Annotated in this window: 20 protein-coding genes; 5 read left to right on the top strand and 15 right to left on the bottom strand. The window is 70.0% G+C overall.

Features of this window, described 5'->3' with window-relative positions; translation table 11 throughout:
• Positions 1-3 precede the first annotated feature (3 nt).
• The 9 genes from AB0I28_RS08675 to AB0I28_RS08635 form a co-directional block, all read right to left on the bottom strand.
• Complete coding sequence (locus AB0I28_RS08675) at positions 4-342, bottom strand: hypothetical protein (protein ID WP_357491076.1); 339 nt, start codon at positions 340-342, stop codon at positions 4-6.
• 42 nt (positions 343-384) lie between these two features.
• On the bottom strand, positions 385-2,925 hold the full coding sequence (locus tag AB0I28_RS08670) for a CHAT domain-containing protein (RefSeq protein ID WP_357491074.1): 2,541 nt from the start codon (positions 2,923-2,925) through the stop codon (positions 385-387).
• 67 nt (positions 2,926-2,992) lie between these two features.
• Positions 2,993-3,481, bottom strand: coding sequence for a hypothetical protein (locus AB0I28_RS08665; RefSeq protein ID WP_357491072.1), 489 nt, complete (start codon positions 3,479-3,481; stop codon positions 2,993-2,995).
• Between the two features lie 16 nt (positions 3,482-3,497).
• A complete protein-coding gene (locus tag AB0I28_RS08660) occupies positions 3,498-4,115 on the bottom strand; it encodes a sigma-70 family RNA polymerase sigma factor (protein WP_357491070.1) in 618 nt (205 codons plus the stop codon).
• A 10-nt stretch (positions 4,116-4,125) separates the two neighbouring features.
• Entirely contained in the window at positions 4,126-5,715 is a 1,590-nt protein-coding gene (locus AB0I28_RS08655) for a S8/S53 family peptidase (protein WP_357491068.1), read from the bottom strand.
• A 469-nt stretch (positions 5,716-6,184) separates the two neighbouring features.
• Positions 6,185-7,771 carry a M28 family peptidase gene (locus AB0I28_RS08650; protein ID WP_357491066.1) on the bottom strand — a complete coding sequence of 529 codons (1,587 nt, stop codon included), beginning with the start codon at positions 7,769-7,771 and terminating at the stop codon, positions 6,185-6,187.
• A gap of 366 nt (positions 7,772-8,137) precedes the next feature.
• Positions 8,138-9,802 carry an alkaline phosphatase D family protein gene (locus AB0I28_RS08645; RefSeq protein ID WP_357491064.1) on the bottom strand — a complete coding sequence of 555 codons (1,665 nt, stop codon included), beginning with the start codon at positions 9,800-9,802 and terminating at the stop codon, positions 8,138-8,140.
• 128 nt (positions 9,803-9,930) lie between these two features.
• Positions 9,931-10,215 (bottom strand): DUF2218 domain-containing protein, encoded by a 285-nt coding sequence (locus AB0I28_RS08640; protein WP_357491062.1) that lies wholly within the window; start codon positions 10,213-10,215, stop codon positions 9,931-9,933.
• Positions 10,216-10,244: 29 nt separating this feature from the next.
• Positions 10,245-11,195, bottom strand: a complete 951-nt coding sequence (locus tag AB0I28_RS08635) for an iron-siderophore ABC transporter substrate-binding protein (RefSeq protein WP_357491060.1) — start codon at positions 11,193-11,195, stop codon at positions 10,245-10,247.
• A gap of 172 nt (positions 11,196-11,367) precedes the next feature.
• Here AB0I28_RS08635 and AB0I28_RS08630 point away from each other — a divergent pair, with 172 nt between their 5' ends.
• The 4 genes from AB0I28_RS08630 to AB0I28_RS08615 all read left to right on the top strand — a co-directional run bounded on the left by AB0I28_RS08630 (position 11,368) and on the right by AB0I28_RS08615 (position 15,504).
• Positions 11,368-12,330, top strand: coding sequence for an iron ABC transporter permease (locus tag AB0I28_RS08630; RefSeq protein ID WP_357491058.1), 963 nt, complete (start codon positions 11,368-11,370; stop codon positions 12,328-12,330).
• Positions 12,327-13,382, top strand: coding sequence for an iron ABC transporter permease (locus AB0I28_RS08625; RefSeq protein ID WP_357491057.1), 1,056 nt, complete (start codon positions 12,327-12,329; stop codon positions 13,380-13,382). The genes AB0I28_RS08630 and AB0I28_RS08625 overlap by 4 nt, the downstream gene beginning before the upstream one ends.
• A complete protein-coding gene (locus AB0I28_RS08620) occupies positions 13,379-14,194 on the top strand; it encodes an ABC transporter ATP-binding protein (protein ID WP_357491055.1) in 816 nt (271 codons plus the stop codon). Before AB0I28_RS08625 ends, AB0I28_RS08620 begins: the two co-directional genes overlap by 4 nt.
• A 161-nt stretch (positions 14,195-14,355) precedes the next feature.
• Complete coding sequence (locus AB0I28_RS08615; protein ID WP_357491053.1) at positions 14,356-15,504, top strand: trypsin-like serine protease; 1,149 nt, start codon at positions 14,356-14,358, stop codon at positions 15,502-15,504.
• A gap of 2,035 nt (positions 15,505-17,539) precedes the next feature.
• On the opposite strand, the gene AB0I28_RS08610 is transcribed toward AB0I28_RS08615, so the two are convergent.
• The gene (locus AB0I28_RS08610; protein ID WP_357491051.1) at positions 17,540-18,535 is read right to left on the bottom strand and encodes a GNAT family N-acetyltransferase; all 996 of its coding nucleotides are present in this window, start codon (positions 18,533-18,535) and stop codon (positions 17,540-17,542) included.
• Positions 18,536-18,649: 114 nt separating this feature from the next.
• On the opposite strand from AB0I28_RS08610, the gene AB0I28_RS08605 reads away from it, so the two are divergent.
• A complete protein-coding gene (locus tag AB0I28_RS08605) occupies positions 18,650-19,168 on the top strand; it encodes a DUF1269 domain-containing protein (RefSeq protein WP_357491049.1) in 519 nt (172 codons plus the stop codon).
• Positions 19,169-19,171: 3 nt separating this feature from the next.
• On the opposite strand, the gene AB0I28_RS08600 is transcribed toward AB0I28_RS08605, so the two are convergent.
• The 5 genes from AB0I28_RS08600 to AB0I28_RS08580 form a co-directional block, all read right to left on the bottom strand.
• Positions 19,172-20,395, bottom strand: a complete 1,224-nt coding sequence (locus AB0I28_RS08600) for a glycosyltransferase (RefSeq protein WP_357491047.1) — start codon at positions 20,393-20,395, stop codon at positions 19,172-19,174.
• A gap of 106 nt (positions 20,396-20,501) precedes the next feature.
• Positions 20,502-22,625 (bottom strand): ATP-dependent DNA helicase, encoded by a 2,124-nt coding sequence (locus tag AB0I28_RS08595; RefSeq protein WP_357491045.1) that lies wholly within the window; start codon positions 22,623-22,625, stop codon positions 20,502-20,504.
• A gap of 273 nt (positions 22,626-22,898) precedes the next feature.
• Positions 22,899-23,969: an acyltransferase family protein gene (locus AB0I28_RS08590; RefSeq protein ID WP_357491043.1), complete on the bottom strand. Its 1,071-nt coding sequence runs from the start codon at positions 23,967-23,969 to the stop codon at positions 22,899-22,901.
• 455 nt (positions 23,970-24,424) lie between these two features.
• A complete protein-coding gene (locus tag AB0I28_RS08585) occupies positions 24,425-25,168 on the bottom strand; it encodes a sirohydrochlorin chelatase (RefSeq protein WP_357491041.1) in 744 nt (247 codons plus the stop codon).
• Positions 25,150-25,845 carry a phosphoadenylyl-sulfate reductase gene (locus AB0I28_RS08580; RefSeq protein ID WP_357491039.1) on the bottom strand — a complete coding sequence of 232 codons (696 nt, stop codon included), beginning with the start codon at positions 25,843-25,845 and terminating at the stop codon, positions 25,150-25,152. Before AB0I28_RS08580 ends, AB0I28_RS08585 begins: the two co-directional genes overlap by 19 nt.
• Positions 25,846-25,891: the final 46 nt, after the last annotated feature.

Here is a 25,891-nt window from a genome sequence, read left to right as displayed (position 1 = left end):
CGTCTAGGTCCACGACTTGAGGAACTTCGGCTCGGGCGCGTCGGCGCTGTGCCCGTTCGGCCGGTTCTTGCGCGGGAGCTGGTTGAGGCCCATGGCGGAGGCGAAGACCAGGAAGCCGTTGAAGAACGCGACGACCCACTTGATCGCGTTGGCGTCCTTGGCCAGGTATGCGGCGAGGTAGGACAGGACCAGGGCGATGCCCAGCGAGGTCCACTTGCGCCACTTGTCGAAACGCGCGCCGAGAAGGTTGCCGAGCACGTTGGGCACGAGCAGGGCGGCGGCCGCGGCCCCTTGCAGGGAAAGGAGACTGGCGCCGGAGAACAGGGAGTCGAGGTTGTCCATGCCCACATCGTGCTGGATGTGCGCAAGCCGCGCCAGACCCCTCTAACCCGCCCCGAAGAGCACGAAGGGGGCGAGGTCATGCTTCGCGTTGGCCTCGGCAAGGGCTCGGGCGGGGGCGACGCCGTCGGCGATCCGGCGGTGGTACTCGACCATCACATCGGCGGCCACGTCGTGGGCGACCCGGGCGACCGACGAGACCACAGTGGACGTGCCCGCGTACAGGAGCGCGGCGGTGAACCCGAGCGTCTCGTCGCCGACCGCCACGACCGAGCGGCCCACGTCGCAGGCCGAGAGCGTGACGTGCCGGGGCGGGGCGGCCAGGCGGGCGATGTCGTAGGCCATGAGCGGGCCGTCGGCGAAGTCGAGGCGCGAGAAGAGAACGTTGTCCGGTTCGTGGTGACCATGGGCGGCGAGGTGGGCGATCGGGGCGCCATCGAGGGCGGCGAGCGTCGCGGCGGCCGTGGCGGTCTCGGCCCGGAGGACCGTCCCCTGTGGGTAGTGCTGGGCGATGCCGGCGAGTTCGGCTTCCACGTTGGCAAGGTCCGGGCCTGCGGAGAGGAGCGGTGTGCCGCCGTGCGTCCACTCGCGGGTGGCGGCCGCCATCCACACGGCGGCCGAGGGGGCCACCGTCACCGGGCGTCCGCGCAGAGGCGGGAGCAGTCCCCACGGCAGCGACGACAACAGTTGGGTGGGAACGACGACCAGGTCCCGGTCCCCGATGAAGGGGAGGATCCGGCCGAAGAGTTCCTTGGCGAGCCAGTCCGTCTGGTGGTGGATGGACGCCCGGATGGAGTCGGCCATACGGGGAGGGAGACGGCGGCCTGTGAGGGCGTCGAGGTCGGCGACCAGACGGCGGGCGGCTTCCTCGACCTCAGTGCTGGAGCCCAGTTCCACGTGGCGGAGCTTGCCGTCGAGGACCAAGACGTGCATGCGGCCTTCGTGGGCGAGGAAGGAGACAAGGCAGGATTCTCGGCGCTTCAGCTCAGCCCTGATCCGCGAGGCGGAGTACTCGGGAATGGACTCGCCGGGGCCGGTGGCCAGCCAGGAGCGCTCGCGGAGGGTGCGTTCGAGCGCGGCACAGCGGGCCTTGTCCTCGCGACTGGTCTTTCCCGCCAGCTCGTCCCGGCGAATGCGGTCCCGCAGCTGCCGGACCTGGGCCAGAAGGTCGGCCGTCTCCGGATCCTCGGCGGGACGGATCGGCGGAAGGCGGAATGCCTGGGCCCGGGAGCGTTCCGACCAGGTGAACATCGTCTGGGCCTTAGCGGATTGCAGTGCGTAACTAAGGCCGGTTCCGGCGAGCTTTCGTCCCAAGTATGTAGCGCCGACCTGAAGCTCGACACTTCCGAGACGGCTTCGAAAGTCCTGCAGCAGTCCCAGACCAGATCGGATGCTGCTGAGCGCCTTCACCGGTCCGGCTTGGGCGGCGATCAGTTCCGCACGCGCCTGCGCCCGTGACAGCCGAACGGAGATCTGCTCACTTGCCCTCGCCCGCGCTACCGGCCGGAACGTCCGCTCGGCCGCCGAGACGTCGCCCACGGCCGTCCAGATCCGCGTGGCCAGCAACGTCGCCAGATCAGCGTCGGCAATACGCCCCAGCTCCCGGTGTCGTATGGCAAGCCGCTCGCAATCCTCCGCCATCCGAGAACTGCGTGGCGCGAACTCGAACTCGGCAAACCGAAACACCAACTCGGCACCGGCGGCGAGCCCGAGGTCCCCCTGACGGCGGGCACGTTCCTCGCCCACGGTCGCCTGCTGGGCAGCTAGTTCCGGATTACCCATCTCAAGGGCGAGTTGCGCCCGGAGAACCTCCGCTATCGCGCCTATGTAGTTCTGGTTCTGGTCGCGAAACTCCTCCATCGCCGTATTCAGGCGAAGGTATGCCTCATGGATCAGGCCGGCCGCGTGCAGCACATGGGCGTGAGTCGCCATGAGTTCTGCGGCCATCTTGGGCGCATGACGCCAATACGCGACCTGGGCCGCCCGGAGTGACGTGAGCGCCGCCGGTACGTCACCGAGCAGTTTCGCCACGATTCCACGGGCGTGCGCAGCCTTTGCCGACCAGATGGGTTGGCTGTCCTCTTCAGCAATCAGCTGACAGCGAGTCCAATCCTGGAGAGCCGCCGAAAATCGACCCTCCGCACCGTGCAAGGCGCCCCGGTTGAGATAGAGCGCGAGGAGAGTCTCAGTGTGGCCGTGCTCCACCAGCAGGGGTTCTGCAAGATCAAAAGCTTCAAGGGCCTCGGGAAGCCGTCCACACATGCGCAGGAGCTGGGCACGTTGTTGGAGATAGATCCCCTTGTCCTCGTTGATCGTGTACGACTCAGCCTCATTGAGCAGGTACAGCCCGTGCTCGGTATCCCCCTGGTCGGCTTCGACGAAAGCCAAGGTCATGAGAAGGCGCCCAACGGTCGCGGCCGATTCGCCTCCGCCCTCGAACAGCTTGCCCTCAGCCCAGCCGAGAAGCTCCAGGCCATGCCGGAGATGGACCACCGAGTCGATGAGCCGGCCGGCGTTGGCCGCCTCTCGCCCGGCAGTGTGCAGACGGCGGGCCTCGGCGAGCACAGCGGGGTCGGTGGGGCGCATCCCGCCATTCTTACCCACGCCCTTCGGGACCGACCGCCCCCGCCGCCATCCCGGCCTCGCACTTTGCTCAGACCATGATCGACGGGGTTACCACCACCGGAGGAGTTCCACCGTGAACTTCCTGCCAAGAAAGCCTGATGACCATCTGCAACAGGCCATGAGGCACGTCCTCGACCACGAACCGGCCTTGCGGATCGGCTGTGGTCTCACGCTTACCGTCAGGCGATCGGCACTCGACCCTGTGTTCACCGGCCGGCGCGAGCCAACCGTCGATCCGCACGGTCTCGTCGGTGATCGGGCGAATGCTGATCATGACGGTCAGAACCGAACAGTCGAAGGTGATCGTCCTCGTCTCCGTCGCCTCGGTACTACGCACACCCACAAGCCTGCTCTCCTCGCAAACCCGGGCCACCTGCGCATCCAGATCCTCCAAGTCCACGGCGAACTGGATGCGCTCGATCAATCCGGCCGGAACCGGGTCGGTCATCTCGTACAGCTCCCTGACAGCCCGCAACGCCGCCAGATCGGCCTCGTCGATAGGGGCCTCGGCGCTCATCTCAGGTCCACCAAGCTCACTCATCGGATAACTCCACTCGGTCATTCCACGCCGGATCGGCGCGCAACAGCTGTCGCAACTTCGCCAGACACCGCCCCCGTGTCGGGCCGATACTTCCGCGCGGAATCTTCAACGCCGAAGCCACGGTCTCGTAGTTGGGCCGCTCGGTGAACGCGATGATCCGGATCAGCTCCTGACAGCGATCGTTCAACGTCGTGACCAAGCCCCACAACACTCGGTACTGTCCTTGTACCCGGATCTGATCGGTGACATGTTCGTCCACGTCAGGACCCTCGGACATCATGGAGTCCCACTCGGGCTCGACCGGTTCCTCGCGGCAGCCGGCCTTCCACAGGCGGATCGCTTCACGCTTCGCGACCGTCACCAACCAGCCGACCAGCGCCTCGGGCGTCTGAATACTGTGAAGACTGCTCCACAAGCGCAGCCAGGTGTCCTGGACGACGTCCTCGGCGGCGACGCGGTCGACGCCTTGACGGCGGACCACGTTCCACAACAAGGGAGTCAGCTCAACGACGAGCTCGTTCAGAGCTTCCCGGTCACCGTCGCGGGCCCTGCGGAGGGCTTCGGCTCTCCGCAGGGCGACCACATCGACCGGATTCGATACATGCTGCATGACCGAGACGCTATCCGCCGATTGCCTTCACGGCCGCCTGCAGGCGGTAGGCACTCGATCGAGCGTCAGTGACCGAGACACCGGCCGTGACGTCCTCTGTGGTCAATGCCGCGGCCAGTTTGGCGGCGACCACCGGGGCGGCGAAGGAAGTGCCGCTCCAGATCGCGTAGCCCGAGCTGAAGTCGTCGGGGTCCAGGCTCTCGCGGAAGCGGCGGCGTGCACGGCTCTCGCGGTCGGGATTCAAAGAACCCTCGAATACCGGGAAGGTGCTCACCATCGATGCACCGAGAGCGAAACAGGTGACCCACGGACCATCGTTGGAGAACATCGCCACCGAACCGTTGGGGTTGAGCGCGCCGACGCTCAGAACCGGCGCGGCGGTCGGCTCGCGATCAACGGCGGCCATGGCGGCGGGGTAGAACGGGCGGGTCGTCGAGTAGTTTCCGGCTGCGGCCACCACGGCGATACCGAGGTTCGCCAGGCGGTTGACCATGCTGGCCAGGCCCCCCTTCGGACTGTCCTCAGGGTGCTCGTCGGGGTAGCCCATGGCAAGCACCACGATGTCGACGGGGTTCACGGTGTCGTCGCCGTCCCAGGCACGCTCGGCCTCGTCGGCGATGTGGTCGAGAGCGATCAGGAGCTCGTTCTCGTAGGTGAGGCCGTCGTTGTGAGTGACCCGGTAAGAACGCACCTGGCAGTCGGGCGCGAGCTGGCGGAGGATGCCGGTCATGAAGGTTCCATGCCCGAAGTGGGAGGTGAGGTCCCCAAGCAGCGAGCCTTCGGTGTGCGGCTGATCCCACGCGCCCTTGAGAACCGGACTGTCATTGTCGGCGTTGTCGGTGAGAAGCTTCTGGAGGCCGCTGTTGACGACGACGAAGGTGTCCTCGCCCTCTTGCTCCTCGGAGACGTCGAGATCAGGGTGCTCGTGCGCAATGCCGGTGTCGAGAACGGCGACAACCGGACGCCGCTTGCCTGGAAGGGCGTCAACGGGCCTGCGGGGTGGCATCGGAACCATAAGATCGACCGGCACGCGCCCCGGGTAGGACAACGGGCCGCTGTACGGTCCGGTTCCTCGAGGCCAGAATTCATCCCCCTGCCCGATCAAACTCCCCGGCCCGCCGATCGCGCTGCCCACGAGGATGTGCTCCAGCCGAACCCTGCCCGCGAGATCGGCGTCGCACCTCCCACCGTGGACGGACGCGCGAAGGTTCTGGACGGTCTTCCACGCGTCGACGCTGACGGGCGTCGCGCGGTCGCCGATGGTCAGCCGGGCGCGCTGGAAGCGTCGGGGCACCCGGTCGCCGTTGTTGTGGTCGTCGCGCTCGACGCGCACGCCCTGGAGGGCGATGGCGGCGTCGAGCTCGGCCAGTCGTTCGCTGCTGCCGAGCAGCTTGTGGCAGAGCATCACGCGGTCGTAGCGGTAGATCGTGCTGCCCGGGGTCGACTCACCCGGTGCGAGCACGGCTTCGCCCGGGCGGAGAACGCGCGCCCGGTGCCGGTCGAGTATCTGAGCCGGAATGGGTGGGATTCCGGCGGAGCGGTCCCGACGTGAGTCGGGGTCGCCGAGACGAGGGGTTCGTCCGGTGAAGTGGACCTTCATGTCCTCGGTGCTCCATCCTGAGATCGGTCATGCGAGCGGCCATCGAAGGGTAGGTCAGCAAGATCCCCGGGATGAGATGTGACGCTGTGGCGTGTACGTCCCCCAGCACGTGCCAACAGCGTCACATCTCATCCCCAGCCCCCGATATCGCCGTGGTCTTCCCTCTCACGGCAGTCCCCATGTGGAGCACCCGTCAGCGACCCGGTGAGGATCGTGTCGCTTCCTGGTGGGCCGGATGGCCGTTCCACCTATAAAGAGGGACCAGCGAGGGCCACAGATACGTGACCTGGGTCACATTATGCGAAAATCTCGGAGCCGAGGGAAACGTCGTTTCGATGGGATGCCCGAAGACCGCAGCATCGCAGGTGGACGCGCCTTTCGGGGAGGTCCGATCGGGCGGACACGGGGGCGGACACGGCGACCGGCGCCGTGCCCCAGGGGGACACGGCGCCGGTCAGGCGTACTTCGGTCAGGCCGGCCGGTTGAAGCCGATCGTGTAAGCGCCCGATCCGCTGTAGGAATAGACGCGGTAGCGGTAGGTGCCCGCGGTTCCGTTGTAGCTCAGGCTCTCATCGGGACCGGATCCCGTCGACTGGGCCACATTGGACCAGGTTGATCCACTGAGCTTCTGCAGGTACAGGTCGAAGTCGACGCCCGTCGGCCCGTCGAGGCACGCCGAGTGCGCGCCGGAGGTCGTCGTCTGGAAGGACCCGCTCGGCGTCGGCATGTAGTCGGTGTTGCCGGTGCCGGTGAGGCTGTCGTTGAAGCGGTGCGTGAAGGCCGTGCAGCCGCCGACCGTGCCGACGGTCAGCGTGTAGGTGGCGGTACGCGTGGCCGTCGACGAGGTACCGGTGACGGTGATCGGATACGTGCCGCTCGGTGTGCTCCCCAGCGTGATCTGCAACTGTGAGCTGCCACCGGATGTCACCGAGGGCGGGGTGAACTGGGCCGTGGCGTTGGCGGGCAGACCCGAGGACGAGAAGGTCACCGTCTGCGCGCCGCCCGACCCGGTCTGCGTGCTCACCGTCGTGGTCACCGTCTGCCCCGCCGAGCCCTGCCCTGACGTCGGGTTGAGCGCCATCGTGAACGTCGGCGGAGCGTCGCCGACCGCGAGGGTCCAGATCGCGCGGGCGATCGCGTCGCCGGCGCGGTCGATGGCGGTGACGTTGATGTTGGCCGGATAGCGGTCGCAGGCGGAGTGGTAGCAGGAGTCGTAGGCGACCCCGGCGGTGCCGCCCCACTTCTGGACCTGCGCGGTGGTCTTGGCACGCGAGGCGCCCGTCGACAGGAACGTCGTGGGCACACCGGCGTTGCGGAACGGGCCGTCGTCGCTACAGCACTCGGTCATCGCCTCGGTCGGCACGCCGATCGCGTCGAAGTGGCCCTTCAGCGAGGCGGTGAGCGTGCTGGTGAGGTTGGTCAGGAAGTAGCCGGCGTTGGTCGAGCCGACCATGTCGAAGTTCAGGTAGGCGGTGATCCCGGCGGTGCCGGAGCGCGAGACGTAGAACTGCGAGCCGCGCAGACCCGACTCCTCGTCGGCCCACCAGGCGAAGCGGACGTGCCGCGTCAGGCCCGGACTGTTGGCCGCCAGGGTGAGCGCGGCTTCGAGGAGCGCCGCCGAGCCCGATGCGTTGTCGTTGATGCCGGCACCGGCGCGGACGCTGTCGAGGTGCGCGCCGAGCATCACGGTGTTGTTGGTCGCGCCGCCCGGCCAGTCGGCGATCACGTTGGGATCGCTGCCGTTGCAACTGGTGCAGGGCTGGAGGGTGACGGAGTAGCCGGCCGCCTGGAGCTTCTGCTGGACGTAGCTGACCGAGGCGTCGTAGCCGGTGGTGCCGCTGGCCCGGTTGCCGCCGTTGGCGGCTGCGATGTTCTGGAACTGCTGGAGGTGGGCCTTGGTGTTCTCGACGTTGACATCGGGCGCGAGCAGCGCCGCCGGGTTCGTCGCCGGGGTGCCGGCCGGCTCGGCGGCCTGCGCCGGCGCGTGGGTTAAGACCGCGGCGGTGAGGAGGGTGGCGGCGAGGGCCGCGACCGCCCGGAATCTGCGTGGAGTCATGGGGACGGGCTCCTTAGCGGTGGAATCGGGCGCATTTCGGCCGACTCGTCTGGCCAGGATAGTGACGGGAGTGTTACGGCACCAGAAGCACCAGTAAGCGAATGACCCGCGGCCTGGCAGGCTGGCCGGATGCGATGGGGCAGAAGGAAAGTGCAGCGCTTCGCCGTCTACGGCCACGGTGGCGCCGACATGGGTACCCGTCGCCGACTTGCCCGCCACCCGGTTGTTCAGCGTGCACGGCGATTTCCTGCCCGCACTCCTGGAGACAGGGGCGAACCGGGAGTCGTGAGTATCTGAACCGTCCGAATAGGACCGGGGCGCCGCGACGGTGGGAGTCGCGGCGCCCCGGCGGTGTGCGGACGGTGGCTATAGGTAGTCGGCACCGTCGCCGTAGAAGCCGTCCAGCGGCGGCGACTGGAGCGTGCGCGCGTCCTCGGCCGACACCGGGCGCAGGTAGGTCTGCCGCGCCCCGGGCACTCCGTCCTCGATGACGAATGAGGCCTTGGTGTGCGCCGGACTCCCGACGGCCGAGACCGTCGGCACGACACGGAAGTCGGCGCTCATCTCGTCCGGCGTGATGTGGGTGCGGACGTAGCCGCGCTGGCCGCTGTAGAACTTCAGGTGCGGGTTGATGGGCATCATCGGGTGCGCGGCAGGGTCGGAGTCGGCGCCGTCGCCGCCCGAGGTGATCGAGGAGCACACCAGTTCGGAGCCGACGGTCGGCCCGGTCGGGTCGTCGTAGTCGAGTTTGAGGTCGCTCACCCAGTGGGCGTGCACGTCGCCGGTCAGCACGACGGGATTGCGGACTCCGGCGTCGATCCAGCCCTCGGTGATGCGGCGGCGCGAGGCGGTGTAGCCGTCCCAGCCGTCCATGCTGGTCTTCTTCACCGGCCCGGCGGTGTTGTCGCGTTGACCGAAGAAGACCTGCTGGCCCAGCACGTCCCAGCGCGAGCGGGAGCGCTGGAAGCCGTCGAGGAGCCAGGCCTCCTGCTCGCCGCCGGTGATCGAGCGAGTGGGGTCGTCGGCGGCCGCACAGGACTGGTAGCCGTCGCCGCAGGCCTGGTCGTCGCGGAACTGACGGGTGTCGAGCATGTGGAAGTTCGCCAGCCGTCCCCACTGGACGCGGCGGTAGATCTGCATGTCGATGCCGTTGGGGACCGAGGTGCGGCGCAGGGGCATGTTCTCGTAGTAGGCGCGGAAGGCGGCCTTGCGGCGCTCAAGGAAGTTCGGCTGCGGGATCTCGGGCTTCTCGGGCACCTCGTCGGCCCAGTTGTTGTCGACCTCGTGGTCGTCGAAGACGACGACCCAGGGCGCGACGGCGTGCGCGGCCTGCAGGTCCGGGTCGGTCTTGTACTGCGCGTGGCGCTGCCGGTAGTTGGCCAGCGTCTCGGTCTCGGGGCCCTCGTGGTCGCGGATGTTGCCGCCGGGGATGGTGTAACTGTCCTTCTTGTACTCGTACTGGTAGTCGCCGAGGTGCAGCACCAGCTCCGGGTGGTCCTCGGCCATCCGCCGGTAGGCGGTGAAGTAGCCGTGCTCGTACTGCGAGCAGGAGACGAAGGCCATGTTCAGCGACTTGGGCATCGACCCGGGAGGGGGCGCGGTGCGGGTCCGGCCCGCCGGTGAGACCCACTTGCCGGTCTTGAAGCGGTACCAGTACTCGTGACCGGGCGGGAGCCCGTCGGCCTCGATGTGGACGCTGTGGCCCCAGGCGGGTGTCGCCTGGACCGTGCCGCGGCGCAGGACCCGCCGGAAGCGGCTGTCGGTGGCCACCTCCCAGGAGACGCTCACCGAACGGTCGGCCATACCGCCCATGCCGTCCTCGGCGAGGGGGTTGGGCGCGAGGCGGGTCCACAGGACGACGCCCTGGTGGTCGGGGTCTCCGGAGGCGACGCCGAGGGTGAAGGGGTTGGACGGGATCTCGTAGCCGGCGGCGGCGAATGCCGGGATCGCGCCGGCGACCGTGATCGCGCCTGCGCCGGCGGCGGCCAGTACGACGCGCCTGCGCACGCCGGGGCCGATGTGGATGGACATGAGGGTGGGCCTCCTCGCGGATGGGACGGGGCGGGTGCCGCCCTTACCGTCGCGAGGAGGCCCGTACACGGCGTGGCAGGCGTCGGGCCGTCAACCGACGCCGGCGTGAACAGTCTGTCGGCCGGCCCCTAGATTCTCTGCCAGGAAACGGAGAGTTCGTCGCGTGTTCCGAACCTGGTCAGATGGTCGCCGACGACGTACTCGGTGCGCCCGAGCAGTTCGGCGTCGGCGGCCTCGACCTTGAGCAGCAGCGCATCGGCCTCGGCGACGTAGTCACAGGTGCCGAACTCGAAGACGGTCCGCCCCTTGTGGTCGTCCCACTCGGAGCTTGCCTTCTTGTCGAAGTGCGAGCACAGCTGCTTGATGTAGCGGGCGGCGCGGTCGGTGGGGACCCTGGCCTGGGAGGCGGGCATGGCTTTCCCTTCTGTCGGTGCCGTAGGGGTCAGGCGCTCAGGTTGCTCTTGAGGTCCTCCAGGACCTTCAGCGCGCCCAGCGGTCCGCCGCGCGAGGTCCACAGTGTCCCGTCGACCTCGACGAAGCGCTCGGCCTTCACCGCGCCGAGAGCGGCGAAGGCGGGCGTCTCCTTTGCTTCGGTGAGCGCCTCGGCGCTGCCGGGCTGGAGGGTGGCCGCGAAGATCCAGTCACCGTCGGCCTTGTCGAGGTTCTCCAGGCCGAGCACGTCGGTGTGCGCGAATCCGGGGTCCTGCTGGGTGTCGGGGCGCACGAGCCCGGCGTCCTGCACGACGAGGCTGGCGAAGGAGTCCTTGAGCATGACGACCGGGCCGTCGGGGTTCCAGCGGATGATGCTGACGCTCTCACCGGCGTGGGCGGCGATCGCGGTCTTCGCGTCGCCGGCCTCGGTGTCGTAGTCGGCCAGCCAGGTGTCGGCTGCGGTGGACTTGTTGACGGCCTCGGCGGTCTTCTTGAAGGCCGTCTTCCAGTCGGTCTCGGGCTTGTAGGTGACCACGGTGGGCGCGATGTCGCGAAGGGCGGCGAGGCGCTGCTCGTCGGCGACGCCGCCGGCCAGGATCAGGTCGGGTTCGAGGTCGTTGACGGCGTCGAGGGCCGGCTCGGCGACGGTGCCGACGATCGCGATACCGGCGGTGAGGTCACCGAGGTAAGCCGGCGGGGTCTGCTGACCGCGGCCGTTGACGGTGCCGGCGGGCTTGACGCCGAGAGCGAGGAGGCCGTCGAGGTCCTGTTCGGACAGGGCCACGATCTTCTTCGGCTCGACCGGGACTTTCACCTCGGCGCCGGTGGCGTCGGTGACACTGCGGGTCTCGGCGGCGTCACCGCCTTCACCGTCGCCGGAGCCGCCGCACGCGGCGAGCGCGAGCATCGCGGCCGCGACGAATGTGACGGCGGCGGCGCGCCGGGTTCGGGTCGTTCGCATCTGGCTCTCCGCATCGGATCTGGGGACACACGGGGGTGGTCGGGTCGTGCGGCCGGGCCGCACTCTCGACTCGAACTTAGGTTAGCCTCACTTCATGTTTCCCTCGCGAGGTGGTCACCCACCGCGTCCACAGGCTCGGATATGGGTGCTCACAGCACTTCCCGTACTCCTGTTGATCACCGGATGTCTCGCCTCCCTGCTGGTCGGCGGCGGTGACGTCGGGCCCGCCACGGCCCTGAAACACCTGCTGGGCGGGGTGAACGACGAACACGTGGCCATGGTCGTCGACACCCTGCGCGTGCCCAGGACGCTCGCCGCGCTCGTGGTCGGCGGCGGGCTGGGACTGGCCGGCGCGCTGTTGCAATCAGTGACTGGAAACCCGCTCGCCGAGACCGGACTGCTCGGCGTGAACGCCGGGGCCGCGCTCGCCGTGGTCGCCGGGATCAGCCTGCTGTCGGCCGACGGCGCCCCGGCGCTGCTCGCGCTCGCGCTGCTCGGCGCACTGGCGGCGAGCACGCTGGTCCTGGTCATCGCGGCCTTTCGCGGCGGCACGTCCCCTCTTCGGCTCGTGCTGGCCGGCGCGGCCCTCTCGGCGACCTTCCGGGGCGCCACGGCCTTCCTGCTGACCCGCGACTCGGCGGGCTACGACCGTTACCGCTTCTGGGTTCTGGGTTCGCTGTCGGGCGTCACGACGCGCATGGTCCTGCAGGTGCTGCCGATCGTGGCGCTCGCGCTGGTCATCACCGCCGTGCTGGTCCGGCCGATGTCGGCGCTGTCGCTCGGCGACGACGTCGCCGCCGGACTCGGCCACCGCCCGACCCGCGTTCGGGTCGGCGCGGCCGTCGCCGTGACGCTGCTGACCGGCGCCGCCGTCGCCCTGGCCGGTCCGGTGGCCTTCCTCGGCCTGCTCGCGCCCTACATCGCCCGCGCCGTCGCCGGTCCGCGGATGGCCGTGCTGCTGTGGCTGTCCACAGTGGGGGGCGGCCTGGTGATGATCCTCGCCGACCTCGGCGCGCGCCTCGTCGTGCGGCCCTACGAGGCGCCGGTGAGCATCCTGCTCGCCGTGGCCGGCGGCCCGGTGCTGATCTGGCTGGTCCGCTCCAACCGCACCATGACCCTGCGGACGGCGCCGTGAGCACGCTGCCGCCCGACTCCCTCGCCCTGCGCCTCGGCGGGCGCTCGGTGCTGCTCCCCAAACGCGCCACCGTCGTGGCGCTGTCCATTGTGGTCCTGCTGGCGCTCGCCGTGGTCGCCTCGATCGCCGTGGGCAACGGCCGGACCGTCGGCTGGCGAGCCGTCGAGGCCTTCTTCGGCGGACAGAACTCCTTCGCCCGCCGCACGGTCTTCGACTTCCGGCTCCCCCGCGTCATCGCCGGAGCGGTCGCCGGAGCCGCCCTCGGGCTCGCCGGCTGCCTCACCCAGACGCTGGCGCGCAACCGGCTCGCCACACCCGACCTGGTCGGTGTCAACGACGGCGCCACCGTCGGCGTCCTCATCACCGTGCTGGGCTCCACGACCGCCTCGATCGGCGCCTGGTGGGCCGGACCGCTGGGCGCGATCGCCGCGGCGGTCCTGGTCGTGGCCATCGCCGGAGGCATGGGCACCGCGGGGTACCGGGTCCTCGTCGTCGGCCTGGCGCTGTCGGTGACCATCGAGGCGTTCACCGAGCTGATCCTCGCCCGGCAGCAGGTCGACGTCGCCCGGGGCGTATGGGGCTGGACCATCGGAAATCTCAACTCGCGCGGCTACGACGTCGCCCTGCCCGTGCTGGCCGGGCTCGCGGTGCTCGTTCCCCTGGCACTGCTGGCATCTCGCAAACTCAACATGCTGCGCTTCGGCGACGACACCGCCGCCACCCTCGGCGTCGTCCCCGGCCGCTGGCGGCTCTACGCGCTCGCCGTCGCCGTCGGCCTCGCCGGGCTGGCGGTCGGGATCGGCGGCCCGGTCGCCTTCGTGGCGATGGCCGCGCCGATCGTCGCGAGCCGCCTCGCCGGGGCCGCACGGGTTCCCGTCGTCACCGCCGCGCTCACCGGCGCGCTGCTGGTCGTCTGCGCCGACACCCTCGGCCGCGCCTTCGGTCCGGTCGAGGTACCGGTCGGAGTGCTGGCCAGCCTGCTCGGCGGGCCCTTTCTGTTGTGGGTACTACTGTCCGAACGTTCCGCCGATGGAAATGGGGGCGCCCGGTGAAACTGACCGTCGAAGGACTGCGCGCGGCTTACGGCAAGCGCGAGGTCGTGTCCGAAGTGGACTTCGTCGCCGCACCGGGGACGGTGACCGCGATCGTCGGCCCGAACGGCTGCGGCAAGTCCACCCTCCTGCGCTGCGTCGCGCGCCTGCACAAGCCGAGCGGCGGGCGGGTCACCGTCGACGGCGCCGACGTCTGGGCACGCTCACCCCGCCGCGTGGCAAGGGATCTGGCGCTGCTGCCCCAGTCCCCCGTCGCACCCGAGGCGATCACCGTCGCCGGACTCGTCTCGCACGGCCGCCACCCGCACCAGGGACTCTTCCGGCAGTGGTCGCGCCAGGACGAGGCCGCCGCACGCGAGGCTCTCGCCGCCACCGGAGTCGCCGAACTCGCCGGCCGCCGCGTCGACCGCCTGTCCGGCGGCCAGCGGCAACGCTGCTGGCTGGCCATGATCCTCGCCCAGGACACCCCCGTGGTCCTCCTCGACGAACCGACCTCCGCGCTCGACCTCGGACACCAGGTGGAGGTTCTTTCACTGATTCGGAAGATCGCCGGAAAACGGAACCGCACGGTGCTGATGGTCGTCCACGATCTCGCCGCCGCGGCACGCTACGCCGACCGGCTGATCGCGATGCGCGACGGGCGCGTGGTCGCCGAGGGCGCCCCCGCCGAAGTCCTCACGAGCGGGCTGGTCAAGAGCCTCTACGGGGTCGAGGCCGACATCCTGGCCGCCCCCGGCGACGGCGCTCCGGTCGTCGTCGCGCGGGCCGACTCCGCGTCGCCGACATCGTCCCTATGCGACAAAGGGGCTTAGCGAATCTTCCTGTGAGACAAGGGAATACCCGCAAAAACAACGGTGACATTGAGGTTTCTCGATATTGACGAGCCTGTTCACTGCCGCTATGTTCCTTGCAGTCCGTCACGGTCACGTCCACCGATGGATGCGACACGAACGGTGTCTCGAAGGAGTTCTCCGTGAGGAAGACATTACGGACCGCAATGCGGCTCGCCCTGGTCGCATTGACCGGTGTGCTGGCGGTTGGCTTCGCCTCCGCTCCCTCTCAGGCGTCGGATCCCGGCACCAACGTCGTGGGTGGCACACGGGCCGCGCAGGGTGAATTCCCCTGGGTGGTCCGCCTTTCCATGGGATGCGGCGGCTCGCTCGTCCACCCCCAGGTCGTCCTGACCGCCGCGCACTGCGTCGACGGCACCGGCAACGACACCTCGATCGGCGTGACCGCCGGTGTCGTGGACCTCCAAGACCCCGCCCGCGTCACCCGCCAGTCGACCTACGTCTACTCGGCCCCCGGCTACAACGGCAACGGCAAGGACTGGGCGCTCATCAAGCTCAACACGCCCATCACCGGCATCCCGCTGCTCGGCCTGGCGACCACCGGCGCCAACGACAACGGCACCTTCGACATCATGGGCTGGGGCGCGGCCACCGAAGGCGGCGGACAGCAGCGCTACCTCCTCAAGGCCCAGGTCCCCTTCATCAGCGACGCGACCTGCAAGGCCGCCGGCGGCAGCTACTCCGGCCTCATCGACGCCGAAGAGATCTGCGCCGGCCTCCAGCAGGGCGGCGTCGACACCTGTCAGGGCGACTCCGGCGGCCCGATGACGAAGAACGTCAACGGCACCCCCGTCCAGATCGGCATCGTCAGCTGGGGCGAGGGCTGCGCCCGCCCCGGTAAGCCCGGCGTCTACAGCCAGGTCTCCGGCATGTACACCAACATCAAGGCCGGCCTCGACTCCCTCGTCGGCACGCCCCAGCCCGGCTGCGGCAAGTCCGCCACCAACGGCACCGACGTCACCGTGCCGGACAACACCACGGTCACCAGCTCCGTCGCCATCTCCGGCTGCACCGTCGCCCCGTCCAGCACCTCCAAGGTCGCCGTCAACATCGTGCACACCTACATCGGTGACCTCGTCGTCAGCCTCATCGCCCCCGACGGCACCGCCTACGTCCTGCACAACAGGGCTGGCGGCAGCGCCGACAACATCAACCAGACCTACACCGTCAACCTCGCCGGCGAAGGCGCCAACGGCACCTGGAAACTCCAGGTCCGCGACGCCGCCTCCGCCGACACGGGATACATCAACACGTGGACGCTGACGGTCTAAAGGACCAGGGTCCAGTGGCGCTGAAGACCTGAAGAGACCGACGGTCTGAACGCAGAGCCCACACCGGACAAGCGTTGGACACCGTCCAACGCGCCCAACGCAACCGCCCCCGCCTCCGACGGGGGCGGTTGTGTTGGGTGGGGGCGGGTGTGGCGAGGGTTCGGAGGGGGTGGGATGGGGAGCCGCGGTTTCGGGTGAGGGCAGGGGGTGGAAACGCGGTCCGGTGCGGCTGGGGGTGGAAGGGCTTGCAGTGGGCGGGAACTGGCGGGTGCCCGGAGGACTGGCGGGCCGGCGGCCGGCGGCCGGCGGTCAGCGACTTGCGGCCGAGGCGAAGCCGGCCGCTCAAGGACCGAAGGTCAACGGCCCGCAGCCTTCTGCGCAGGACCGGGTCCAGGGACGGAGTTCCTGGTGGGGGTCTGGGGGCGAAGCCTCCCAGCAGGGTCTGGGACGGAGTCCCAGCGGGGTCCGGGGCGGAGCTCCGGTGGGGGTGCGGGGGGCGAAGCCCCCGGCCGGGGCTTGACCTTGAGGGCTGAGGGGTGGGGGCTGAGGGCTGAGGTTGACCTTGCGGTTGGGGGTTGCGGTTGGGCTTGGGACCGGGGCGGGCCGGGGCCGGGGCCGGGGCAGGGCAAGAGTGGCTTGGTGAGCAAGCCGGCTGCGGCAAAGTCCCCGGGCTGGGTGACGCCTGAGCTGACGGGTGCCCGGCGCGAAGCTGCCGGCCCGGCGGTTGGTGACGCCTGAAGGGCGGAGGCCCGGGCTGGGGTGCCGCCTGAGCTGGCGGTCCCGGCCGGTGTGCGCGCCAGTGGCCGGGGCGAGGGCTCAGAGCGGGAATGGCTGCGACCAGGGGATGCTGCGGCAGGAGTACCAGCGGGATGACGCCTGCCGGGGTGGCCCGGGTGGGGTGAGACCTGTTCACCCGGGAAAGTGACGGCCGGGCGGGACGCTGAGGCAGGGCCCCGGCCTGAGGTGACGCCCGCCGGGATGGATCGGGAAGGGTGACGCCTGAACTGGCAGCCCCGGCCGTGTGCGCAGCTGAGGGCGAGGCGAGAACTCAGAGCGGGAGTGACTGCGGCCGGGGGCATACTGCGGCAGAGTCCCCAGGGTGGGATAACGCCTGCTGGTGGTGAACCAGGGTGGGGTGACGCCTGGACGCCCGGTGGCAGTGGCGGAGGGTGGGACGCTGCGGCAGGGTCCCCGGGCTGGGGTTACGCCTGCTGGTGGTGGACCGGGTGGGGTGAGGCCTGCTCACCCGGTGGCAGTGACGGAGGGGCGGGACGCTGCGGCAGGGTCCCCGGGCTGGGGTGACGCCTGACTTCTGTGCTTGCTTGGTCGGAGGCTGACGAAACCTCCTGACAGGCATGGGATCGGGCTGCGGCACCTCCTCCGGTGCCGGGTCCCCGGCCGGGGTGACGCCTGAACTGACGGGTCCCCCGCGTGGTCTGCCGGGTACCCGGCGCAAAGCCGCCGGCCCCGGCGTGCGGTGACACCCGCCGGTGGTGGCCCGGGTGGGGTGACGCCTGATCACCCGGAGGCAGTGACGGCCGGGCGGGACGCTGCGGCAGGGTCCCCGGGCTCTGGTGACGCCTGACTCCTGTGCTTGCTTGGTCGGAGGCTAACGAAACCTCCTGACAGGCATGGGATCGGGCTGCGGCACCTCCTCCGGTGCCGGGTCCCCGGGCTTTGGTTACGCCTGAACTGGCGGGTACCCGGCGCGAAGCTGCCGGCCCCGGCCGGAGGTGACGCCTGAACTGACGGGTACCCCGCCTGAGTCTTCCGGACCCAGCCCGGGGTGACGCCCGAACTGACGAGTACCCCGCCTGAGTCTTCCGGACCCGGCGTGCGGTGACACCCGCCGGTGGTGGCCCGGGTGGAGTGACGCCGGAACACCCGGTGGCAGTGGCGGCGGGGCGGGACGCTGCGGCAGGGTCCCCCGGCCCGGGATCGCGCCTGCACTGGCTGGCACCCGGCGCCCGGCGCAAAGCGGCCCGCCCCGGCGGCCGGCCCCGTCCCCGGCCGCCCGCCCGCCACCCCCACCGGCTCACCCCCGCTGCCACTCCTCATACCGCTCGACCTCGCGGAACCCCAGCTCCAGGTTCACCGAGACCATCGGCCCGTTCTGCACCGCGTTCCACGTCTCCACACCCGACCGCCCCGGATACCCCGCCACCAGCGCCCGCAGGTTCGCCACCTTCAGCGCCAGCCCCAGACGATGCCCCCGATGCTCCGGCAACACCAACGTGTCCCACTGATACACCCGGCTCTCCCCCTCCCGCGTCAACGCCAGCTGCGTATGCCCCGCGATCTCCCCACCAGGCGCGACCGCGATGACCGTCAACAGATCACGCCCCTGCGCCTCCGTCTTCTTCTCGTCCGCACGCAGGCGGGCCACATCCCACACCTCCGGCTCATAATCCATCTCACCGTTCGGCGCCTCCGACATCAGCAGCGACTTCAGGTTCGCGTACTGCTCGGCGTACTCCTCCGGACACGCGCCCGACCAGGCGTGCAACCGATACCCGCCGACCTTCGCCGCCGCCTTCGCCTCCAGCCTGTCCAGCAGCCCCTCGGGCAGCGGCAACGGCAGGATCCGCCGCATCTCGACGTTGCGGCGCGTCAGCCCGAACTTGCTCGCGAACGCGTAACCCGGCACCTCGTCGGCGCCTATGGGCTGGTTGACCACACCGAGAATGCTGGTCCGGCCCAGCTCCGCGACACGCTCGGCGACGTGCTCGAAGAGGGCGGAACCGATGCCCCGGCGACGGTGGGCGGGCACCACGGCGACCTCGATGTCGGCCAGCGTCCGGTTGTCGTGCTTGGGCAACTCGACGCGGACGGTACCGACGATCTCACCGTCGACGACCGCACCGTACAACTCGTAGTCGTAGGGGCCATCGGTCGCGCGGTAGGCCACGGCCGACTGGGCCGCGCTGTAGAGGGGCGGGTCGTGCCGTCCGGCGCCGACGCCCTCGCTCGCGGCGGCGTGCCAGGCGTTGAACACGGCGTCGTCGAAAAGGTCGATACGGGAGATCTTCACGCGCGGAACCTAGCAGCGGCCACACGCCCACGCGAGCCGATTTCGCCGAGCGGCCACCCGCGCGGCCCGCTCTTGATGCAATGGAACCCCACCCCGACGATCAGCGGAGGATCCATGTCAGAGCTCGTCGTACTGGGATTCCGCGCCGAATCCACCGCCCAGGTCGCCATGAGCGCGATCGACCTCCTGCAGAGCGAAGGCCTCATCAAGCTAGAGGACCTCGCCCTGGTGACCAGGCGCGACACCGGCGTCATCGACGTCAAGCACTCCCGCCACCTCTCGGCGAAGGACGCCGCGACCGGAGCCGTCGCGGGAGTCATCGTCGGCGCGATGGCGGCGGTACCCGTCTTCGGGCTGGCCGCGGGAGCGGCCGCCGGGGGAGTGCTGGGCAAGCTCAACCACATCGGCGTCGACGAGCGACTCGTCGCGCGGATGGCCGGCGAACTGCCTCCCGGCGCGGGACACGTGCTGATGATGGTCGACGCGGCCGACGACGCCAAGGTCATCGAACGGCTCGCGCCCTACGAACCGCACCTCGTCTACACCTCGATGTCCGAGGAGCGGGTCGGCGAGTTGCGCGGGCTCCTCGACCAGGAGCGCGGTGCGCCGCCGGATCCGCTGCGGCGCCTGTGATCGCTACTCCGCGGCGGCCCTCGCGACGACGGGCCGCGCGGCCGCCGTCCGCGTCATCCGGTCGATGACCTCGAAGTACGTGGCTCGCTGGCGGCTCCACATCCGCTCGGTCATCAGGCCGAGGGTGTGCTCACTGCGGGCGCGGGCGGCGACGGGATCCCCGGCGACGGCCGCGATGGCCTTGGCCAGACCGGGGCCGTCGGCGGGATCGGCGAAGACCACGGCCCGCTCGTCGAAGTAGCGGGCGACGGTCTGGTTGCGGAAGGACACGATCGGCACGCCCACCCCGGCGTACTCCATGATCTTGTTGGGCAGGATGTCCCTAGTCAGCGGCCCCATCTGGTGCGGAACGAGGCCCAGGTGCAGTTCGCCGAGCTCGGCCGGCAGGTCGGTCACGGCGATGGGGGTGTCGTCGAAATGCACGCGGTCGCCGACTCCGAGGCGCGCGATGTGCTCGTGCAGCCTGGGCGAGTCGTCCCCGGCGCCGCGGATGCGCAGCTTGAGGCCCGGCAGTTCCTCGCGCAGCAGAGCCACGGCCTCGACGGCCTGGAAGACGCCCTGCCGCTCGGCGATCAGACCGTGGTAACCGGCGACGAACTCGCCGCCGGGCTGCCACTCGCGCCACGCGCGGGGCTGGAAGACCGCGTCGTCGGGGCAGTTGAGCACCGAGGTCACGCGGGTGCTGGTGATCCCGCGCAGCAGCTCGGCGTAGGGCTCGTTGGCGGTGATCACCTCGGTCGAGAAGCGCATCGAGGCGCGCTCGGAGGCCCGCACGGAGCCCAGCAGCGCCGGGCGGGAGGCGAACTTCTCCTCGAAGGTCTTCGAGGTGAGGTCGTGCACGTCGAGCAGGATCGGCAGGCCGCGCATCCGCTGCGGAAGTCCGCAGAACACCAGCGTCTCGGGCATCGAGTGGGCCTGCACCAGGTCGAACTCGCGGCGGTGCTTGGCCGCCCAGCTCAGCGCGCGCCAGGTGAAGCGGCCGTAGAGCTTGAGGTAGGCGCCGGCCGAGGAGCCGCGGTACTTCCGGATCGGCAGTTCGACGACCCGCACGCCGTTGACCACGGACGTCTGGGGCCGTTCGCCGACCTGTAGCGCGAGGACGGTCACGTGGTCACCGCGGCCGACGAGGGCCTCGGCCTGCCGGCGCACGCGTGCGTCGGTGCGGTAGTCGGTGACGACGACCATCAGGATCCGCAGGGGGCGGCGAACCGGTTCGGGGCTCGACATGGCTCGAAGAATAACCCCGGAAATGGTGGGCGAGACGATTCAGTCCCTCGAAAACCCACCATTCACCAAAAGCCGGGGTTGCTTTTCAACCGCGGTATTCCTGTTGTTAATCCTGCGAGTCGACCACCGTGAGGAATTGCGTCGCACGGGTGAACACGACGTAACGAACCTGTGCGCCCGACTCGGCGGCGACCACGTCGGGCCGGACCGCGACGACCGCGTCGAATTCGAGGCCCTTCGATTCCAGGGCGGTCATGACGTGCAGCCGCTCGTGCGGCTCGAACCACTTGGCGACCTCGTCGCGCTCATTGGCCGGGGTGATCACACCGACGGTTCCGGCGACCTCGTCGAGGTGCTCGGCGACCTTCGCGGCGACCGTCGCCGACAGCTCGGCGGCCGGGACGCGCAGGGCGACGGGCACCGATCCCGTGCGGCGCACGGCTTTCGGGATGTCGGCGTCGGGGACGGCGACGCGGATCGACTCGGCGGCGAACTCGAAGATCTCGGCGGAGTTGCGGTAGTTCGTCGTCAGGTGGAACTCCTTGCGCGGCAGGCGGCCAAGGGCCTCGTTGCGCGCGCGGCGCGCCTCGGCCGGGTCCGGCCAGCTGCTCTGGGCGGCGTCGCCGACGATGGTCCAGCTCGCCTGGCGGCCGCGCCTGCCGAGCATCCGCCACTGCATCGGCGACAGGTCCTGCGCCTCGTCGACGACGACGTGGGCGTATCCGTCGTAGTCGGAGCCGCGCTCGGCCCGCGAGGCCCGCGTGTACAGGCGGTCCTGGGTGGTGGTCAGCTCCTGGATCGTGTCGCCGTCGGTGCTGCGGCGCGCCTTCGGGCGCTTCGGCTTGCCGAGGATGCTGGCGAGCTCGTCGAGCAGCGGGATGTCGGAGACCGACCAGCCGGGCTCGGCGAGCGAGGCGGCCACGGCCGAGACCTCCTGGCGCGACAGCACGCCCTGCGAGGCGGTGCCGAGGCGGCGTTCGTCGGACAGCCAGCGCAGCACCTCCTCGGGGGTCAGCTCGGGCCACCAGGAGTGCAGCAGTTCGAGGAACTCGTTGCGGGCGCCGAGGTCGCGGGAGAACTCGGCGGGCACCAGGCCGGTTTCGATGCGTTCCTTGGCCTTGCGCCACAAGGCGACCAGAAGTGCCCGGCCGGCCTCGGTGACGGCGTGGTTGTGCTGCTGGTTCTTGCGCTGGACGACCCGGCGGGCCTCGGCGAGGTCCTGCCCGTCCAGGCGCAGGACCTCGCCGCGGTAGACGATGGTGAAGGTCTTCGGGGCGTTCGGCGGGGTGAGGCGTGTCGCGCGGGCGAGGATCTTGCGGATGCGCCCCGCGCCCTTGACGGCGGCGACCTTCGGGGGGTCCTGCCGGACGGCCTTGGCGCCGTCGAAGAACTCGCCGAGGGCGTAGAGGGCCGCGGCGTCCTCGCCGAGGGAGGGGAGGACGCGTTCGATGTAGCGCAGGAACACCGTCGAGGGTCCGACGACGAGTACGCCGCCGCCTTCGAAGCGGCGCCGGTCGGCGTATAGGAGGTAGGCGGCGCGATGGAGGGCGACGACGGTCTTGCCGGTGCCCGGTCCCCCGCTGATCATGGTGACGCCGCGCGCTTCGGCGCGGATGGCCTCGTCCTGTTCGCGCTGGATGGTGGCGACGATGTCGCGCATGCGTTCGCCGCGGGCTCGGGCGAGGGCGGCCATGAGGGCGCCGTCGCCGATGACGGACAGGCCGGTGGCGTCGGGGTCGGCGTGCTCGGTGTCGAGGAGGTCGTCGGAGATGTCGAGGACGGTGCGGCCGCTGGAGCGGATGACCCGGCGCCGGATCACCGACATGCGGTCGGCGGCCGTGGCCTGGTAGAACGGTGCCGCGGCGGGTGCCCGCCAGTCGATCAGCAGGGGTTTTTGCTCGGCCGAGCGCAGTCCGAGGCGGCCGATGTGACGGGTGACGGGGCCGTCGAGGTCGAGGCGCCCGAAGACGAGGCCCTCGTGCTCGGCGTCGAGGGTGTGCAGCCGCTTGGCGGCCTGGTAGACGAACACGTCGCGTTCGTACTGGGCGCCGGGAACCCTCGCGTGCGAGTAGTTGTATCCCTCGCGTTCGGCGCGCACGGCGATGTCGCGGAGCTCGTCGAGCCGGTCGTAGACGGTGTCGACGTGTTCTTGTTCGAGGGCTATCTCGGCATCCCTCAAGACCTCTTCGGCAACACTCGTGTCGTCCTCACGCCCACCGCTGTGGCTCAACTGCAATCTCCCCGACCTACGAAAACGAAGCCATTCAGTCTATCCCCCCGCCCTGCTGATCATCGAATCCGCCTGACATCGACCGGAGTCTATATATCGGCATATCGACCGACTTGACCTGCGGTGACACCATAGGTTTCGACCGCGTCCGATCCGTGGCGGGCGGACGTGAACGTGACGACCGCGGATGCCCCGTGTGCCAGGCATGGCCCGGCCCCCGCTTCTCAGCGGGGGCCGGGCCATGCACGCTTGGTCTCTCGGTGTCCGACGCGGTCAGGCCGCGGCCTTCTGCGGGCGCCGCCGGGCCTGGGCCGTGAACAGCCACGGCATCCGCGGCTCCACCGCCCACCGGAACATCCGCGTCACCGGCGCGGTCATCAGCAAGACCGCCAGCCCCGCCGCCAGCAGGGTCACCAGAACGGCACCGCCGGGCGTGTGCAGCCACTCGAAGCGGTACAGGTCGAGACCGCCGTCGGCGACCTTGATCACGAATCCGTGCAGCAGGTAGGCGTAGATCGTGCGCTCGCCGAGGGCGCTGAGCCGCCACTCGCGGTCGGGCACCCAGGCGAGGAAGGTGACGAGCAAGACACCGGCGGCCAGGAAGACCCCGACCCGGATCGGCAGGATCCACTCCAGCGGCGTCTCCAGCTGGCCGTAGCCCTGGCTGTAATACACCCACTCCGTCGACAGACTGGGCCCGAAGACGTAGGCGACGCCCAGCAGCGCGACCGTCCCGACCAGGCCCGCGACACGGATCCACGTGCGCCGCAGCATGTCGAAATGCTCGCGGCGAAGCTGCGTGCCGATCACGAAGAACGGCAGGAACTGGAGGACGCGGCCGAGGTCGAGGACGTCGCTGAGAGCGGTCAGCGAGGCCGCGAAGGAGATGGCGAAGGCCACCGCGACCGGCCAGCGCACGACCTTCCAGATCTGCGCGCTCAGCCGCCAGAAGAACAGCGCCGGCAGGAACCACATCAGGTACCACGGGTAGAGCAGGTTCCACTCGAAGCGGCCCTCGGTGTAGATCCGCAGCAGGCCGTAGGCGAGCGAGAAGGTCACATACGGGAGGGCGACACCGGTGAGCAGGCGCCGCCACTGGTCGGGGCGGCCGACGAAGCTGCGCGACAGGTAGCCCGAGATGAGGATGAAGGCCGGCATGTGCAGGTCGTACAGGACCAGGTAGGCCGCCCGGACCGCGTCACTGTCCATCAGCGGCGCCCAGGCGTGCCCGCACGCGACGAGGACGATCAGGATCAGCTTCGCGTTGGAGAAGTACGGGTCCTTTCGGGTCGGGCTCGCCGGAGTTGCTTCTTGCGCGGTGGTCGTCAAAGCGGGTGCGGACATCAGCTTGGCGTGGTCTCCTCATCGGCTTTCGCCGTTGGCGGGAGGCTGGGCTTCGGCCTCGTGCCGGGAGACGACGCGCGCGTCGCGGTCACGGGCCGCCGGGGCCGGCGACGACGGACACGGACGCGGCGGGACCGCATGATTCCGGCACCTGTCTTGTGTTGTCGGCGAGCAGGTGGTGGGCACTTGCTCGCGGGGCCGCGGGATCCGGTCGGTGGGCGACCGGCTGACGGCCCATCAACAGCGTTACCCCTTCGGTTACGAGGGGAAACGTCGCGCTGGGACCGTCTCCGTGACGGGAACATCGTAACAAGGGGGGTGGATGGTGCCAATGGGGGCCGGAGGCCCAAAGGGCCCACGATGGTCCACAAGGGACGCATGATCGAGGCGGGCCGCACCCCTGGAGGTGCGGCCCGCGAAGTAGAACACAAGGGATGAAACGGATCCGGCGCTTCTCAGGCGGCCATGCCGAGTCCGGCGCCGACGCCCAGCGCGGCCCCGTACCTGTCGCGCACCACCGCCAGGAGCTCCCCGGCGTCGCCCAGCGGCGGCGCCACCGGCACCCCGGCGGCGAGCGCGGCGACGCGGACCCGCTCGTAGAGGAGCCCGGGGGCGATGAAGTAGGAGGCGACCGCGACGCGTTCGGCGCCGCGCGCCCGCAGTTTCTCGACGGCGGCGCCGACCGAGGGTTCGGCGGACGCGGCGAAGGCCGGTCCGGCCGGGACGCCGGCGTGCGCGCCGGTCCGTTCGGCCATGTCGCCGACCTGGATCAGCGACTCGGGGTCCCTGGTGCCGGCGGCGGCCAGGACGATGCCGTCGGTTCCCGGGGGCAAAGGGCGGACGAGCGCGGGGACGAGTTCGGGCCCGCCGACCGGGGCTCCCGCGAGCACTTCGAGCTTCGGGCGCTTCTCTCGGACCTCGGCCAGCAGCCGGGGCACGTCGACGCGGCTGTGGAAGGCGTCGGTGAGCAGCAGGGGCACCGCGACGACCGTGCGGTGGCCGGCGTCGGCCAGGTCGGTCATGAGGGTCACCGGGCCGGGGCGGTCGAAGTCGATGAACGCGGCGCGCGCGTCGAGGCGGGCGGCGATGCGCCGCACGACGGCCGAGGAGCGGCCGTCGCGGCTGCCGTGCGCGATCAGCACCAGCGGCGGGCCGGGGCCGTCGGACCTCCAGGAGCCGCTCACAGGTGGAGACCGCATTCCTGCTTGTCGAACATCGCCCAGCGGCCGGCGCGGGGGTCCTCGCCGGGCTTGACGCGGCGGGTGCACGGCCAGCAGCCGATCGAGCCGTAGCCGCGGTTGAAGAGGTCGTTGACGGGGATGTCGTTGGCCGCGATGTAGGCGTCCACATCGGACTGCGTCCAGTTCGCGATGGGTGAGATCTTCACCTTGGCGCGTCCGGCGTCGAAGTCCACCACGCGGGTGCCGGCGCGGCTGGGCGACTCGTCACGCCGCAGGCCGGTCGCCCACGCGTCGTAGTCGGCGAGCGCCTCGGCGAGGGGTTCGACCTTGCGCATGTGGCAGCACTCGTCGGGGGCGCGGTCCCACAGGCGGGGGCCGAACTCGCCGTCCTGGCGGCCGACGGTCAGCGGCGGCCGCACGGACTTGACCGTAACCGGGAGCCGTCGGCGGACCTCTTCGCGCACGTCGAGGGTCTCCTCGAAGTGCAGGCCGGTGTCGAGGAAGACGACGTCGACGCCGGGCACCACTGTGGACACCAGGTGGGCGAGGACGGCGTCGGCGAAGGAGGAGGTCACGCAGAAGCGCTCGCCGAACTCGGCGGCGGCCCATTCCACGATGCGTTCGGCGGAGGCGTTGTCGAGTTCGCGGCCGGCGTGCAGGGCCAGGTCTCGCAGTTCGAGGATGTCACGAGTCATCGCCGGTCTCCGGTCTGTTGTCGACGGGCACGGTCTGAGGGGTGGC

The organism is Phytomonospora sp. NPDC050363, assembly GCF_040655735.1.
GTDB lineage: Bacteria > Actinomycetota > Actinomycetes > Mycobacteriales > Micromonosporaceae > Phytomonospora.
This window is presented reverse-complemented; position numbering and strand designations above follow the sequence as displayed.

Coding starts and splice junctions, on each gene's coding strand:
- AB0I28_RS08665 (WP_357491072.1), bottom strand. CDS start 3,481: ATGAGCGCCGAGGCCCCTATCGACGAGGCCGATCTGGCGGCGTTGCGG.
- AB0I28_RS08650 (WP_357491066.1), bottom strand. CDS start 7,771: ATGACTCCACGCAGATTCCGGGCGGTCGCGGCCCTCGCCGCCACCCTC.
- AB0I28_RS08605 (WP_357491049.1), top strand. CDS start 18,650: ATGTCAGAGCTCGTCGTACTGGGATTCCGCGCCGAATCCACCGCCCAG.
- AB0I28_RS08655 (WP_357491068.1), bottom strand. CDS start 5,715: ATGAAGGTCCACTTCACCGGACGAACCCCTCGTCTCGGCGACCCCGAC.
- AB0I28_RS08640 (WP_357491062.1), bottom strand. CDS start 10,215: ATGCCCGCCTCCCAGGCCAGGGTCCCCACCGACCGCGCCGCCCGCTAC.
- AB0I28_RS08645 (WP_357491064.1), bottom strand. CDS start 9,802: ATGTCCATCCACATCGGCCCCGGCGTGCGCAGGCGCGTCGTACTGGCC.
- AB0I28_RS08675 (WP_357491076.1), bottom strand. CDS start 342: ATGGACAACCTCGACTCCCTGTTCTCCGGCGCCAGTCTCCTTTCCCTG.
- AB0I28_RS08635 (WP_357491060.1), bottom strand. CDS start 11,195: ATGCGAACGACCCGAACCCGGCGCGCCGCCGCCGTCACATTCGTCGCG.
- AB0I28_RS08585 (WP_357491041.1), bottom strand. CDS start 25,168: ATGCGGTCTCCACCTGTGAGCGGCTCCTGGAGGTCCGACGGCCCCGGC.
- AB0I28_RS08580 (WP_357491039.1), bottom strand. CDS start 25,845: ATGACTCGTGACATCCTCGAACTGCGAGACCTGGCCCTGCACGCCGGC.
- AB0I28_RS08670 (WP_357491074.1), bottom strand. CDS start 2,925: ATGCGCCCCACCGACCCCGCTGTGCTCGCCGAGGCCCGCCGTCTGCAC.
- AB0I28_RS08590 (WP_357491043.1), bottom strand. CDS start 23,969: ATGTCCGCACCCGCTTTGACGACCACCGCGCAAGAAGCAACTCCGGCG.
- AB0I28_RS08660 (WP_357491070.1), bottom strand. CDS start 4,115: ATGCAGCATGTATCGAATCCGGTCGATGTGGTCGCCCTGCGGAGAGCC.
- AB0I28_RS08600 (WP_357491047.1), bottom strand. CDS start 20,395: ATGTCGAGCCCCGAACCGGTTCGCCGCCCCCTGCGGATCCTGATGGTC.